This window comes from Cupriavidus sp. SS-3, from assembly GCF_035818815.1.
GTDB lineage: Bacteria > Pseudomonadota > Gammaproteobacteria > Burkholderiales > Burkholderiaceae > Cupriavidus > Cupriavidus taiwanensis_C.
Window position 1 is genome coordinate 378,066 of sequence record NZ_JAYLVT010000001.1, and the last position, 14,093, is coordinate 392,158.

A 14,093-nucleotide genomic window follows, 5' to 3' on the forward strand; every position below is an offset into this window, starting at 1 on the left:
GTGATGGCCTACGGCTGCGAGACCCTGGACCGGGCCGACAGCCACCATGGCATGACCCTTGCCAATATTGCCCGCAAGGTGGCCCGGATTGCCGGCCAGCCGTTCGCCGGCGGCTACGCCGGGCCAGCAGCGGGACGGCCCGCGCCGTACCTGGTGCCGGCGCAGACGCTGGTCGGCCACGAACTGGCGGCAAGCCTGGGCGTGCAGGGCGAGGGCGATCTCTTCGGCGGCGTGGTGCCGTATGCGTTCGTCGCCACCAAGGCGATCACGCACGGCCTGGTCGAGCCCGGTGCCGCGGCGCCACGGGGCTGGTCGGAGGCCTTCGTGCGGCGCGTGGTGGGCGCCACGCTGCCGGGCTTTACCGCGTTCAGCCTCGGCGATGCGCGCATCGCGGCGCTGCGGCTGCTGACGCTGGGGCCGGTGCGGCTGAAGGATACCGGCGGTGTCGGCGGGCTGGGCCAGCGCGTGGTCGACGGCGAAGCTGCGCTGGAGGAAGCGCTGGCCGCGCTTGCCCCGGAGCAGGTCGAGCGCGACGGCCTGGTGGTGGAGCGCGACCTGCGCGCGCCGCAGACCTTCAGCGTCGGCAAGGTCGTGCTGGCGGGACTGGAGGCGAGCTATTGCGGCACGCAGGGGCTGACCGAGAACAACCGCGGCCAGAAGGTCTACGGCGGCTCGACCCTGACCGTGGTGCGCGGCGGCTTTGACGCGCTGCTGCAGCATCCGTTCGACGCCCGCATCCTCGCCGCGGTGCGCGCGGCGATGGTGTACCACGAGGCCGCGCTGGCTTGCTATGGCGAAGGCGGCGGCATGGTGCTGTCGCGCTGCAACTACGACGTCGCCTTCGGCGCGCCGGCCGGCGGCGCCAATGACGGGCAGATGCTCGGTGGCGTGCTCGAGCAGTCCTGGCGCGTCGGCGGTGCCACCGGTGCCGAACTGGCAGCGCTGGCGGCGCTGCGCGACGACCCGGGGCGCACGCGCGTGGTGGCGTCGACGCGCGAGGTCTACGGCAACGACGTGCGCGTGCCGGATGACGCCGAGATCTACTACCAGGGCGAAGACCGCCATGTCGGCCCCCTGACCAAATACGCACGACTGGAGCCTGAATCCGATGGCAACGCATGAAGAACTGCTGCAGATCGAAAGCGAAGGCGGCACCATTGCCGGTACCCTGATCAGCCCGGAGACCAAATTGCCGGGTGTGTTGTTCGTGCACGGCTGGGGCGGCAGCCAGCAGCAATACCTGGCGCGCGCGCGCAAGGTGACGGGGCTGGGCTGCGTCTGCCTGACCTTCGACCTGACCGGCCATGCCGGCACGCGCGCGCAATACGAGACCGTCAGCCGCACGCGCAATCTTGCCGACGTGGTGGCGGCCTACGATGTGCTGGTGCGCCAGCCCGAGGTCGACCGCAACGCGATCGCGGTGGTGGGCAGCAGCTATGGCGGCTACCTGGCGGCGCTGCTCAGCAGCCTGCGCCAGGTGCGCTGGCTGGCGTTCCGGGCCCCGGCGCTGTACATGGACACGGGCTGGGACCTGCCCAAGCGCCAGCTGCACCGCGAGCAGGACCTGGTGACCTACCGGCGCAGCATGGTGCCACCCGCCAGCAATCGCGCGCTGCGCGCCTGCACCGCGTTTACCGGCGACGTGCTGGTGATTGAATCCGAGCACGACCAGATCGTGCCCCATGCCGTGGTGATGAGCTATGTCGATTCCTGCATCCATGCCAACTCGCTGACCTACCGCGTGATCAAGGGCGCTGACCATGGCCTGAGCGACGAGGAATTCCAGCGCACCTACAGCAGCATGCTGGTCAACTGGCTGCGTGAAATGGTCACCGTGGCCCGCGCCGGCCCGGTCACCGCCGAGCGCGCGGTGCCACCGGCGCAGCCAAAGCCCGCGCCGCCCGCGCCCGACGCCGGGCTCGAAACCCCGCAGCCCGAGTCGGCCAGCGCGCCGGGCGCCGCCTGAGCTCGCGCGCCCATGGACAGCACGCTGCCCGCCACCGAAGCCTCCGCCGCGCTCGACACGGTGCTGCGCGAAGCGGGGCTGCGCTATGTCGACGACGGCAGCCCGGGCATCACGCGCCGGCGCCACGGCAGCGGCTTCGGTTATACGGGCCCGGACGGCAAGCGCGTGAGCGATGCCGCCACGCTGGCGCGCATCGCGGCACTGGCGATCCCGCCCGCCTATGAGTCGGTGTGGATCTGCCCCGATCCGCGCGGCCACCTGCAGGCCACCGGGCGCGATGCGCGCGGGCGCAAGCAGTACGTCTACCACCCGCAATGGGCCACGCTGCGCGACACCGACAAGTACGCGCGGCTGGCGGCGTTCGGCGCCGCGCTGCCACGCCTGCGCGCGCGCGTGGCGCGCGACCTGCGCCGCAACGGCATGCCGCGCGAAAAGGTGGTGGGCGCGGTGGTGCTGCTGCTCGACGCCACGCTGGTGCGCGTCGGCTCGCCGCGCTACGCGCGCCAGAACCGCACCTACGGCCTGACCACGCTGCGGCGGCGCCACGTGACCGTGCGCGGCAGCCGGCTGCGTTTCCAGTTCACCGGCAAGAGCAGCATCACGCACGACGTCTCGGTCAACGACCCGCGCCTCGCGCGCATCGTGCGCAACTGCGCCGACCTGCCTGGCCAGTGCCTGTTCAAGTACCGTGACAGCGACGGCGAGATCCGCGAAATCGGCTCGGCGGATGTCAACGCCTACCTGCAGGAAGTGACCGGCGGGGACTTTACCGCCAAGGACTTCCGCACCTGGGCCGGCAGCGTGCATGCGCTGGCGATCCTGCGCAAGCTACCGGAAGCGTCCAGCGACACTGCGCGCCGCAAGGCGGTGACCGATGCCATCCGCGAGGTCGCGAACCAGCTGCGCAACACCGTCGCGGTGTGCCGCAAATGCTATGTCCACCCCGACGTCATCGATGCCTACCTGGCCGGCGTGCTGCAGGCGCGCGGCCGCGCGCCCGCCATGACGCGGCTGCGCGCGGACGAGGCGCGGCTGCTGCAATTGCTGGCGGCGGCGCAGTCCCAGCCAGCCAACGGCAAGAAAGGCAATAGCGGTTAATCGTCCGCGGCCCGGCGCTCAGCAACCCAGGGCGCCGATATAGCCAGGCAGGTCCTTGGCCTGGCGCGAGTGCGCCAGTTTGAACGCGCTCGCCACCGCAAAGGCAAAGTGATGCGGCGTGTCGAACGGCCCCGGCACGTGGCGCCGGAAGAAGTCTGCCCAGCGGAAATCTGGGTAGGCGGTCTTGACCTTGCGATAGCCGCCCGCCAGCTGCACGAAGGCCTCCAGGCTGCGGTAGGGGTCGTCGCGCATATCGTGGATGGCCTCGGGAAGTTCGGTCAGGGGCCGCCGGCGGCCATGCTCGTCGTAGGGATGGACCAGGTGATTGGCGACCATGTGGCGCCAGAACGCAGACACGTCCATGTCGCTGAGGTCGGCACGCACGAGGCCGGGCACATGGGTCAGTCCCAGGTCATGCCAGGCGCGCACCCAGTGGTGGTGGTCGACCACATAGAGCATCTGCTCCGGACCGATCACCAGGTGCACGCGGTGCCGGTCCAGGAACGCCGCGCGCGCCTCGGGCGCAATGCGGCGCGTGACGTGGATCTTCTGCGCCACGTGGTAGCCGCCCACCGTGATCTGGGTGGGACGCAGCGCGTCCAGCGGCACCATCAGCTTGCTGTCGGGCGCCAGCTTGCGCGGCGCCCGCCGCGGGGCAGGCGCCGTGTGCGCGGGGGCCTGGCCGGAGGGCAAGGCTCAGCTCTTGTTGAGCGTGCGGTCCGGCGAAGTGCCGCCCGCCGACGCCGTGTCGCTGCTGCCGGTCGAGGTGTCGCCGCCCACCTCGGAGCCTGCCGCCCACGAGCTGCCTTGCTGGCGCTGCACGCGCAGGCGGTTGTCGACCTCGGTGACGCCGAACACCGCATCGGCGATCTCCTCGACCACGTATTTCTCGCGGCGCTCGCTGACGGTGCCGTCCAGCGTCACGACCCCATTAGCTACCTCGACGCTGACTTCGCCGACGTCGATATACGGGTTCATCGCGAGCCGTTCGCACACATCCTCGCGCACGCGCTCGTCAGAGCGCCGGTAGCCCTTGGGGCCGGTGGCGCGGCGGCCGGCATGCTGCCCGCCCTGCGTACCGGAGGCGCTGGCCTGGCCGGCGAACGGCGTGCGGCGGCGGTAGCCGGGGTCGTCCGGGTAGACGCGCTGCCCGCCGCTGAACGACTGGCCGCCACGACCCGAATCGCCAAAGTAGCCGCCGCCGTAGCTGGGCTGTCCGCTCCGCTGGGCGCGGTCGCGTTCGCTGCCTTCCTGCCAGTGCATGGCCCGGCCGCCTTCGCTGCGGCCGCGCTCTGAGCCCCAGCCGCCCTGGCCGCGCTGATTGCGTTCGCTGCGTTCGTCGCGCTCATAGCGCTCGCCGCTGGATTCGCTGCGGCGCCCGCGCGGACCGAAGCGGTCTTCGTCGCGATAGCCGTAGCCCGATTCGCGTTCCTGGCTGCGGTAGCCGCTGTCCTGCTGCGACGGCCGGTAGCCGCCATAGGCGCTGCTATACGGATGGCCGCTGCCGCCGACATCGGCGGCGCCATAGCCGCTCTCGCCCCAGCTGCCGCGGCGCTGGCCGGCGGGCGTGTCCTGCTGATACCACGGGCCGCCGTGGCGCGAGGATTCGCGCTCGCTGCCCATGCTGCGGCCCTGGCCGCGGCTTTCGTTGCGCTGTTCCTGACGGCGCTCGTCGCGATCCTGGTCGCGGCGGCTTTCTTCCCAGCGCTGGCGGCTTTCATAGCCCTGGCCGCCATACTCGCCCCGGCGCGGGCTGCTTTCGCCGCGCCAGTCCTCGCCCCATTCCTGCCCCCAGTCCTCCGAGCCGCGCCCCTCGCTCTCATCGCGCATCCTTTGCTCGGGGCCGCGGTCGCGGCGTTGCGCTTCGGGCCGGCCGCGGCTGCCGCGGTCATTGCGGAAGTTGAACATATCTGCCTCCTGGCGGTGAGGCCCCGCGCGCCGGCACTGCCCGCAGGCATGTGCGGCAGGCGCCGGAAGCCGTTGACGTTTCGGATATGGAGAAGGCCGCAAAATCCGTGCCCCGGCGCGCAGACGAGCCGGCGCAGTGCCGCATACGCGCGCGCTGTAAGGTTTGCCGTGCGATGTAAGGGTTACGGGCAGCACCGCCGGGCCGGCGCTGCCGCGCGTGCCGGCATGCGGGGCCCGCGCCTTGCGCTTTGCGGCATGGAACTTGCGCGCCACCCTGGCATCTTGCATGGCCGCGGCGCGCCGTCACGCCGGCGTCGCATGGCGCGGCCGACCCCGACAGGAGACACTGCCATGTCCACACCCAAGAGCGTCCCGCCCCAGCACCAGTCGCGCCAGCCGGGCCTGGAAGCCCCGATGCGCCCGCAGCCGGACAGCGGCGCGGACGATTATGTCGGCAGCGGCCGGCTCAACGGTCGCGTCGCGCTGGTCACCGGCGGCGACAGCGGCATCGGCCGCGCCATTGCGGTGGCGTTTGCGCGCGAAGGCGCCGATGTCGCCATCGCTTACCTGAACGAACATGCGGACGCACGCGAGACCGTCAACCTGGTCGAGCAGGCCGGCCGCAAATGCCTGGCCATCGCCGGCGACCTCGCCGACTGCGACCACGCCGAGGCGGTCGCGCGGCAGACGCTGCAGCAGTACGGCAAGCTCGACATCCTGGTCAACAATGCCGCCGAGCAGCATCCCAAGGAATCGCTCGAGGAAGTTGATGCCAGCCAGGTCGAGGCCACCTTCCGCACCAACGTGTTTGCGATGTTCCACCTGACGCGCGCGGTGCTGCCCCACCTGAAGGCCGGTGCGTCGATCCTGAACACCACTTCGGTGACCGCCTATCGCGGCAGCAAGCACCTGCTCGACTATTCGGCGACCAAGGGCGCGATCGTGTCGTTCACGCGCTCGCTGGCGCTGCAGGTGGTGGAGCGCGGCATCCGCGTCAACGGCGTGGCTCCGGGCCCGATCTGGACGCCGCTGATTCCGTCCACCTTCAGCCCCGAGGAAGTGGCGCAATTCGGCAAGAAGACACCCATGGGCCGCCCGGGGCAACCGTTCGAGGTCGCCGGGGGCTATGTGTTTCTGGCCTCGGATGCGGCCAGCTATATCACCGGGCAGATCCTGCACATCAATGGCGGCGAGGTCGTGAACGGATGAGCGAGCGGGCTTCCGCCATGCGCGTGCATGTAGTTCGGCGCCGCGTTTGCAAATATTGCATGCAGCGGTCCCTCCGCCTGCCGTGCCGTGCAGATCCTGCGCGGGCGTGGCTCTTGCAATACGGGTGAGATCAGCCTACCGCCATCGGCAATCTCTGGGAGGCATCATGTCATCGATCATCGCGGGACGTTTCGATTCGCTCGCCAGCGCCGAGGATGCCGCGCGCATCCTGTTCGCGCGCGGCTTCTCGGTGTGGGAGGTATCCATCGTGTCAGTGCAGGACCCTGGCAGGGATCAGCAGGACGACGACGACGCCGCGCAGCAGCGGGCCGACAACGTCATGCTGGCCGCGTGCGTCAACAACGGACTGGGTTCGGTGGTCATCGACGTGCTGCGCGAAACCGGCGCCAGCCAGCTCGAGCGCGCGCAGGGCACCTGGGAATGCGGGCAGTGGACCGATTTCGATCCGGCCCGGCACGGAGAGCCGGTGCGCGAGGGCGAGGGCGAATACTGGCCGCGGCCGCTGGCCAGCGACGCCACCGCCGAGGAAAGCACCGGCAACGAAGACCCCGGCAGCGAGCTCGAGCACTTCGTCAACCAGAAACGTGTCGAACACGACTGAACGCCCCGCCGAGCCGGCCCCCGGCGCCGAGCCCCTGTTCGCGCCGGTGGTCGTGCCGCGCTGCCCGCGCGGCAAGGCCGTCGCCGAACTGGCGCGGCTGCGTCCGACGCAGCTGACGCTCGGCTACATCCACGTCCACCACAAGATGGAAGTCACGCAGCGCCACGCCGATCCGGAAAACCGCGAGGTGCTGCAGCGCTTCATGCGCCGGCATCGCATCAAGACCGTGGCGGGGCCGGGCGGAGAGCTTTATATCGTCGACCACCACCACTGGGCGCGCGCGTGGCTGGACCTCGGCTACCAGCTGGCGCCGGTGCGGGTGCTGGCGGATTTCAGCGATCTGGACGGCGCCGCGTTCTGGAAGCGCATGCGCGAACTGGGCCATGTCCATCCCTACGATGAACACGGCAAGCGCCAGGGGCCGAGGGCCTTGCCCTCGACCGTGCGCAGCATGCGCGACGACCCGTACCGCAGCCTGGCCGCCTTTGCCCGCGAAGCGGGCGCGTACCGCAAGCCGGACAGCGCCTACGGCGACTTCTGCTGGGCCGGCTTCCTGCGCAAGCGGGTGGAGCAGGACCTGGACAGCATTGCGGGGTTCGGGCTGGCGCTGGCGGAATCGATCAAGCTTGCACGCAGTCCCCGGGCCAGGCGCCTGCCGGGATATTGCGGCGGACCGCTGGAGGGGAAGACCGGCAAACCGGCGAAGCCGTTGAAGACCGGCAAGGGCAAGAACGGCAGGGCCGGATAGCAACAGGGCGGGCGTGTGCCTGCCCTGTGCTGGTATGCCGCCGCGCCGGCAGCGCGGCCCGGCCTCAGGTGCAAGGCCGTTGCGTACCGGTCAACGTTCCGACTTGTGCTTCGGCATGCCCTTGGTCTTGGTCGAAGCCATCTTGTCGAGTTCCTTCTCGCTCATCGACTTGTACATCGAGCGGGAAGGTCCCTTCAGCGAACCGGCCTTCTTTTCGCCGCGCTTTGCGGAGAGTGCCGCTCCGGCGGCCTGCTGTTGCGCCTTGGATTTTGCTGGCATCTGAGTCTCCTTGCGAAAGGTGAAAAGTTGAAAGGACCGGGCGCACGCTGTCGCGCGTGCCCGCGCTTCGTTATAGGTGCCAGGCGCGGCCGCGACAAGCGCGGCCGGCACGCAACCGGCTTGCGCGCTCCGTGCCGCGGTTCGCTGCCTGCCGGACGCTAGATCCGGCCCAGCACCACCAGCAGCACCACGATCAGGACGATCAGTCCCAGGCCGCCGCTCGGCCAGTAGCCCCAGCCGGAACTGTACGGCCAGGCCGGCAGGGCGCCGATCAGCAGCAGGACGAGGATGATCAGAAGGATGGTGCCGATGCCCATGGCGTGCTCCTTGTTCGTGGATCGGGGAAGCCGCGCGGCTTCCGACTCCGAGGCGGCTCCGCAGAGCCATCCGCTTACCGTTCAGCGTAGAACAAGGGGTGCGGGCATCCCTCCGGGCAGGGACTGATATCGATGTAGGAATCGGACGACGCCCAAGTGCGGGCAAGGCGACCCGCGCGGCCCGCGCGGGCGGTGTTCAGGCCGTGTTCAGCCCGTGTTCCACCGCATAGACCGCTACCTGCACCCGGCTGGCCAGGTTCAGCTTTTTCAGGATGTTCTGCACGTGGATCTTCACCGTGCTTTCGGCCACGCCGAGGTCGCGCGCGATCTCCTTGTTGCTTTCGCCGCGGGCCAGGCCCTGCACGATCTCGCGCTCGCGCGCGGTCAGCCGCGGCGCTTCTTCCTGGCGCGGGGCGGCCACGGGCGCGGGCGCGCGGAACTGGGCCACCAGCTTGGCGGTCATGCTGTCGGAGATCACCGGCTCGCCGGCGGCGGCGCGGCGGATGGCGGCGATCAGCGCCTCGGTCTCGATGTTCTTGATCAGGTAGCCGCGCGCGCCGCCGCGCAGCGCGGCGGCCAGCTCCTCGGCCTCCTCGGACACCGTCAGCACGATCACCGCGGTCTGGGGCAGGTCCTCGACCAGCAGCTGCAGCGCTTCGAGCCCGGACAGGCCCGGCATGTTCAGGTCGAGCAGGATCACGTCGGGGCGGTGCTGCTTGGCGCGCTTGATGCCTTCCACGCCGTCGGCGGCTTCGTCGACGATCTCGAAGTCGGCCTGGCGCTGCAGCAGCGCGCGGATGCCCGAGCGGAACAGGGTGTGGTCGTCGATCAGCAGGATGCGGATGGTCATGGCTGGGTCTCGCTCGGGAGGGGCAGGCGGCTAAGGCTGGTGATGGGGCTGGTGATGGGGCTGGCGCTGCGGTCGCGCCGCGCGGCGCCCTGGCTGCCGACGGGCAGCACCAGTTCGATGCGCACGCCGCTGCCGGGGCTGGCCTGCACGTGCAGCTGTGCCCCCAGCCGCGCGGCGCGCTCGCGCATGATGCTCAGGCCGATATGCGCGTCGGCGCGGGTGGCCAGTTCGTCGGGATCGAAGCCTTCGCCGTCGTCCTGCACCACCAGGCGGAAGTCGCGGCCATGGCTGAGCGCCACCGCCACGTGCGCCGCCATGGCGTGCTTGCGCACGTTGGAAAGCGCCTCCTGCAGGATGAACAGCACCTGCAGCTGCTGCTCGGGCGACAGCGGCCAGGCGCCGCCGCGTTCGTCGATGGCCAGCGTGGCCTCGGTGCGGCATTGCCGGCGAAAGCGCCCGACGGTTTCTTCCACCGCTGGGCGCAGCTCGCCGGTGCCCAGGCGCGAGCGGAAATTGTTGAGCAGCTCGCGCACGTCCTGGTAGCTCTCTTCCACGCCATGGCGCAGCATCGGCACCAGTTCGCGGGTCTCGGCCAGGTCGTCGCGCGCGACCGCGTCGTCCAGCAGCTGGACCTGCAGGTTCAGGTAGTTCAGCCCCTGCGCGATGCTGTCGTGCAGTCCCTGCGCCACCAGGTTGCGCTCTTCCACCACCGCCAGCTGGCGCGCGGTGGCGGACAGGCGCAGGTGTTCCAGCGCCGTGCCCAGGTGCTGCGCCAGCGTCTGCAGCAGTTGCCGGTCCGACGGCGGCAGCTTGCGCGGCGCGCGGAAGTGCAGCGCGAACATGCCGGTGGCGCCGCGCTGGCTTTCGATGCGGAACGCCGCCAGCGACTGGAAGCCGTCGCGGCCGCACGGCGTTTCGTCGGCCGCGCCGGCACGCGCCGCGCCGCGCAGGTCGACGATGGCGATCACGGCCTCGCGCGTGGCATCGCCGCAATGGCAGCCGTTGGCCGAGGCGCAGGAATCGGCCTCGGCCAGCGCCGCCGGCAGGCCCGCGGCGGCCAGCAGGTGCATGCGGCCGTGGCGGCTGTCGAGCACGCGCACGCTGCCGCCATCGGCATCGAACTGGCGCATCACCCGCGCCAGGAAGCCTTGTGCCATGGCTTCGGCGTCGGCTGCCTGGTTGAGGAAGGCGGCCATCTCGTACAGCGTTTCCAGGTCGCGGTTGTGGCGCTCCAGCTCGGCGGTCTTCTGCGCCACGCGCGCTTCGAGGTCGTGGTACAGGCCCTGCAGTTCGCCCGCCATGCGGTTGAAGCCCTCGCTGAGCGTGCCGAACTCGTCGCGGCTTTCCACCGGCAGGCGCAGCGAGAATTCGCGCGCGGCCATGCGCCGCAGACCGTCCTGCAGCCGCAGCACCGGCAGGATGATCCACAGGTAGAGCAGGTAGATCACGGCGACCGTGCCGATGCAGGCCATCAGCGCCAGCGCGGTCTGCGACAGGCGCAGCAGGTCGGTCTTGCGCGCGCTGTCGTGTTCGATCATGACGACCAGGCGGTCGGCCTGCGCGACAAAACCCGGCAGCGCGGCAATGTATGCGGCGGGCGATGCGCCGGCCACGGCCAGCGGTCTTAGCCGCTGTTGCCAGTCATGGGTGACGCGGGTCATCTGCGTATGGATGGCGGGCTCGTCCGGCAGGAACAGCGGCCGCGCCGCGTCGCCTTTCTTCAGCAGCGCCAGGGTGGCGTTGAGCGCCTGCACCTGCGCGGGCAGGTCATTGACGCGGCCCGCGTGCGCCAGCGCCAGCTCGATCGCCACGCGGTTGGCGCGCATGCGCAGGCTGCCGGCATCGTTGATGGCGGCGCCGGCGCCTTCCAGCTTCCAGGACAGCCACAGCGTGCCGGAGATCATGCCCAATACCACCAGCAGCACGGCCAGCGACAGCGAGATGATGCGCGTGGAAAGGCGGTGCCGCAGCGCGGGCAACGCGGATGCCGCCGTGGCGGAGGCGGCAGGAGGATCGGTATCTGACATGGTGGTATCGGGGGCTACCAGGGGTCACGCAAGGAGTCGGAAGTGATTTTCTCCGCGCGACAGGCTGGGCTACCTGCGCCAGATCAAGGAAACCCGGCTTTGGCGCGAATTTGTGCCGGCAGCGGCGCATCGCGTCAGGGCGTGTGGCGCCAGGGCGGTTTCCATCACACCGTGATATGTAAAGCCCGCGCCGGACTTGGCCCCGGTCAAGTCCCTGCACGGCGTTGCGCCCTAGCATCGGGCCTTTTGTCCGGGACTGGAGAGAAGAAGCAATGGCCGTATCCACTTCAATCGGCGCACGCATGCGTCACCGCCGTCACGCCACGGGGCGCGCATGAAAGGCGCGGATCTCGACTACGCGCGCGCGCCGCGGCCTGCGCTGGTGTTCGGGTGCCTGATGCCGGCGCCGTGGCTGGGCGCGGCCGCGGGGCTGCTGCTGGCTGCGGGGCCGGCGACCGGTCTGCCAGATCGCTTCGCGCCGCTGGCGCTGGCGGCGGTGCATGCGCTGGCGCTGGGCATGCTGCTGCCGGTGATGGTCGGGGCGCTGTTCCAGATGATGCCGGTGGTGGCGCGCGTGGACGTTCCCGGTGCCGGGCGGCTGGCGCCGTTGATGGCCGCGACCGGCGCGGCGGTCGCGGCTGCGCTCGGTTTCGGCTTGCTGGGCGGTGAGCCGGCGGCGTTGCGGGTTGCGGCTGCCCTGGGCGCGGTGCTGCTGCTGGCGGGCGCGGCGCTGCTTGCCGCGGGCCGGCGCGTGGCCGCGGTGGACGCCACCACGCGCACGCTGGCCGGCATTGGCGCGCCGCTGATGGTGGCGGTGGTCGCCGGCATCGCGCTGGCGGGCACCTTGGGCGGGCTGTGGCGCGGGCCGGTGGCGCAGGCGCTTGGCCTGCATATGGCGTGGGCACTGGGCGGCTGGCTGGCGGCGCTGGTCAGCGGGGTTGCCGCCACGGTGCTGCCGATGTTCTGGCAGACGCCGCGCGCGCCGGCGGCGCTGGCACGCTGGCTGCCGCTGGGTCATTGGGCGCCGCTGGCGGTGTTCAGCGCCGCGCTGGTGCTGTGGCCACGGGAGCCGGTGCTGGCACGGGCCGCGCTGGTGGTGTGGCTGTCGTTCGTGGCGGTGCTGGGGGCATGCGGGCTCGCCGGCACGCTGCGCGCGCGGCGGTGCCACGATCCGCTGTGGCCGTTGTGGCCGGTGGCATGCGCCAGCATGCTCGGCGCGGCGGTGCTGGGAGCGGCGGCGGTGGTCCTGCCCGCGGCGGCGCTGCCGCTGGCGTGGTGGGCGGGCACGATGGCGCTGGTCGGCGTTGGCGTGCTGCCGGTGACGGCGATGCTGGGCAAGATCGTGCCGTTCCTGGTGTGGCTGCACCTGCGCCGGCTGTTGCCGCCAAGGGCGCGCGTGCCGGCGATGCAGGCGATCATCGCGCCGGGCAGTCAGCGCGGGCAGGCGTGGCTGCTGCTGGCGGCCTACGCGGTGCTGCTGGCGCTGCCGCTGGCGCCGGCGTTGCTGGCCCGCGTCGGCGGGCTGCTGCTGGCGGGGGCCAATGCATGGCTGGGATGGCAATTGCTCGCGGCGCTGCGCTGCATGCGGCGGATGCGCAGGTGTGGAGGGTTGCCGCCGCGTGTTGTGGAGGGGATGGGCGTGCCGCCGGTTTGCTCCCCTCTCCCGCCTGCGGGGGAGGGGCGGGGGTGAGGGCAGGCGGTGGCAATAGCGACAGCCTTTACTTCGTCGATGCTCTCGCCCTCACCCCAACCCTCTCCCGCAAGCGGGAGAGAGAGCACACAAACGGTCAGCCGGCCGCCGGTGTCAGCCCGGCCGGCTTCTCCCCCGTCAGCAGATAGTGCATCAGCTCCGCCACCGGGCGGATGGCCTCGCCGAACGGCAGCGCGCCGCGGCCGCGGAAGAACAGGCCGCGTTCCACGTCGCCGCGTACCGCCTGCGCCAGCTTCAGGTCGATGCAGAACTGGCCGATGCGCGCGATGCCGTCGCGCAGCCCGCAGGCCTGCAGGCAATCGAATCCTTCCAGGCATTCGCGCACGCGGGCGCGGCGCTGCAGGCGCGCTTCGCTCGACAGGTAGCGCTGCAGCCATGGCGTCAGCACCGCGCGCGCGGGCAGGCCGGCCACGCTGGTGAATTCGCGCAGGGTTTCGGGCCGCGCGGTGGCCAGCACTTGCTTGAAGGCCGGATGGGCATCGCATTCCTCGGTCACGGCGAAGGCCGTACCCAGCTGCACCGCGGCGGCGCCTTCGCCCAGCCAGTGACGCACCTTGGCGTGGCTGTCGATGCCGCCCGCCAGGATCAGCGGGATGCTGTCCCAGGCCAGGCCCAGCTGCGCGAACAGTTCGCGGCATTCGCCCAGCACGCGCGAGAACGAGAAGCGGGGCTCGGACAGGTCCTGGATGGTGGCGGCACCCAGGTGGCCGCCGGCGTGCGCCGGGTGTTCGACCACGATGGCGTCGGGCAGCCGGCCCTTCTTCATCCAGCGGCGCAGCACCAGGCCGATGCCGCGCGCCTCGGACAGGATCGGGATCAGCGCCACCCTGGGATGGCCGGCGGTCAGTTCGGGCAGGTCCAGCGGCAGCCCGGCGCCCATGACGATGGCATCGGCGCCGCTTTCGCAGGCTTGCCGCACCAGCGCCGCGTGCGAGCCCACGGCTTTCATCACGTTGACGGCGATCAGGCCGCGGCCCTCGGAGGCGGTGCGCGCGGCGCGGATCTCGCGGTCCAGCGCCTCTAGGTTGGCGGCCTCGATGGCTGGCTTGTCGCGGCTGCCGCGGGTGCGTGCCATCAGGTCGGGGTGGTGGTGGCGCAGGTCGATGCTGGCGATGGTGCCGACGCCGTTCTCGCGCGCGACGGCGCCGGCCAGCCGGTGGGCCGAGATGCCGATGCCCATGCCGCCCTGCACGATCGGCAGCAGGCGACGGCCGCCCAGCTTGAGCCAGGGGTGATTCATAAACGGGTCTCCGGAAGGGGATGGACGCCGGGCCGCACGGCGGCCCCGGCGCGGGGATGACGCGCAAGCGTGGCACAGCGGCACGGGCCCGCGTTTGCCGCAGGTCAAGCGTGGCCGG

General features: G+C 71.0%; 14 protein-coding genes. 7 read left to right on the forward strand and 7 right to left on the reverse strand.

The window, feature by feature from the left end:
* Window positions 1-3: 3 nt before the first annotated feature.
* Genes U9J39_RS01680 through U9J39_RS01690 form a run of 3 tightly spaced genes read left to right on the forward strand, consistent with a single transcriptional unit; the run spans window position 4 to window position 3,064 of the window.
* Window positions 4-1,122 (forward strand): DUF3182 family protein, encoded by a 1,119-nt coding sequence (locus U9J39_RS01680; protein WP_198036088.1) that lies wholly within the window; start codon window positions 4-6, stop codon window positions 1,120-1,122.
* Window positions 1,109-1,966, forward strand: coding sequence for an alpha/beta hydrolase family protein (locus tag U9J39_RS01685; protein ID WP_326346374.1), 858 nt, complete (start codon window positions 1,109-1,111; stop codon window positions 1,964-1,966). The genes U9J39_RS01680 and U9J39_RS01685 overlap by 14 nt, the downstream gene beginning before the upstream one ends.
* A gap of 12 nt (window positions 1,967-1,978) precedes the next feature.
* Complete coding sequence (locus U9J39_RS01690) at window positions 1,979-3,064, forward strand: DNA topoisomerase IB (protein ID WP_326346375.1); 1,086 nt, start codon at window positions 1,979-1,981, stop codon at window positions 3,062-3,064.
* 18 nt (window positions 3,065-3,082) lie between these two features.
* Here the strand turns inward: U9J39_RS01690 and U9J39_RS01695 are convergent, their stop codons facing one another.
* Window positions 3,083-3,757: a ParB-like protein gene (locus tag U9J39_RS01695; protein ID WP_198036041.1), complete on the reverse strand. Its 675-nt coding sequence runs from the start codon at window positions 3,755-3,757 to the stop codon at window positions 3,083-3,085.
* A gap of 3 nt (window positions 3,758-3,760) precedes the next feature.
* Complete coding sequence (locus U9J39_RS01700) at window positions 3,761-4,972, reverse strand: BON domain-containing protein (protein ID WP_115714024.1); 1,212 nt, start codon at window positions 4,970-4,972, stop codon at window positions 3,761-3,763.
* A gap of 351 nt (window positions 4,973-5,323) precedes the next feature.
* On the opposite strand from U9J39_RS01700, the gene U9J39_RS01705 reads away from it, so the two are divergent.
* The 3 genes from U9J39_RS01705 to U9J39_RS01715 all read left to right on the forward strand — a co-directional run bounded on the left by U9J39_RS01705 (window position 5,324) and on the right by U9J39_RS01715 (window position 7,551).
* Window positions 5,324-6,181, forward strand: coding sequence for an SDR family oxidoreductase (locus U9J39_RS01705; protein ID WP_115714023.1), 858 nt, complete (start codon window positions 5,324-5,326; stop codon window positions 6,179-6,181).
* Between the two features lie 166 nt (window positions 6,182-6,347).
* The gene (locus U9J39_RS01710; protein ID WP_326346376.1) at window positions 6,348-6,803 is read left to right on the forward strand and encodes a hypothetical protein; all 456 of its coding nucleotides are present in this window, start codon (window positions 6,348-6,350) and stop codon (window positions 6,801-6,803) included.
* The gene (locus U9J39_RS01715; RefSeq protein ID WP_115714021.1) at window positions 6,787-7,551 is read left to right on the forward strand and encodes a ParB-like protein; all 765 of its coding nucleotides are present in this window, start codon (window positions 6,787-6,789) and stop codon (window positions 7,549-7,551) included. Before U9J39_RS01710 ends, U9J39_RS01715 begins: the two co-directional genes overlap by 17 nt.
* A gap of 90 nt (window positions 7,552-7,641) precedes the next feature.
* Here U9J39_RS01715 and U9J39_RS01720 read toward each other — a convergent pair whose 3' ends face one another.
* The 4 genes from U9J39_RS01720 to U9J39_RS01735 all read right to left on the reverse strand — a co-directional run bounded on the left by U9J39_RS01720 (window position 7,642) and on the right by U9J39_RS01735 (window position 11,024).
* Window positions 7,642-7,830, reverse strand: coding sequence for a DUF3008 family protein (locus tag U9J39_RS01720; protein ID WP_012356890.1), 189 nt, complete (start codon window positions 7,828-7,830; stop codon window positions 7,642-7,644).
* A gap of 158 nt (window positions 7,831-7,988) precedes the next feature.
* Window positions 7,989-8,147, reverse strand: coding sequence for a DUF3309 family protein (locus U9J39_RS01725; RefSeq protein WP_012356889.1), 159 nt, complete (start codon window positions 8,145-8,147; stop codon window positions 7,989-7,991).
* Between the two features lie 196 nt (window positions 8,148-8,343).
* On the reverse strand, window positions 8,344-8,997 hold the full coding sequence (locus U9J39_RS01730) for a response regulator (RefSeq protein ID WP_111516618.1): 654 nt from the start codon (window positions 8,995-8,997) through the stop codon (window positions 8,344-8,346).
* On the reverse strand, window positions 8,994-11,024 hold the full coding sequence (locus tag U9J39_RS01735) for a type IV pili methyl-accepting chemotaxis transducer N-terminal domain-containing protein (RefSeq protein WP_326346377.1): 2,031 nt from the start codon (window positions 11,022-11,024) through the stop codon (window positions 8,994-8,996). Before U9J39_RS01735 ends, U9J39_RS01730 begins: the two co-directional genes overlap by 4 nt.
* Before the next feature lie 334 nt (window positions 11,025-11,358).
* Here U9J39_RS01735 and U9J39_RS01740 point away from each other — a divergent pair, with 334 nt between their 5' ends.
* Window positions 11,359-12,714, forward strand: a complete 1,356-nt coding sequence (locus tag U9J39_RS01740) for a hypothetical protein (RefSeq protein ID WP_326346378.1) — start codon at window positions 11,359-11,361, stop codon at window positions 12,712-12,714.
* Window positions 12,715-12,811: 97 nt separating this feature from the next.
* On the opposite strand, the gene U9J39_RS01745 is transcribed toward U9J39_RS01740, so the two are convergent.
* A complete protein-coding gene (locus U9J39_RS01745; protein WP_115714018.1) occupies window positions 12,812-13,975 on the reverse strand; it encodes an NAD(P)H-dependent flavin oxidoreductase in 1,164 nt (387 codons plus the stop codon).
* Between the last annotated feature and the right edge of the window lie 118 nt (window positions 13,976-14,093).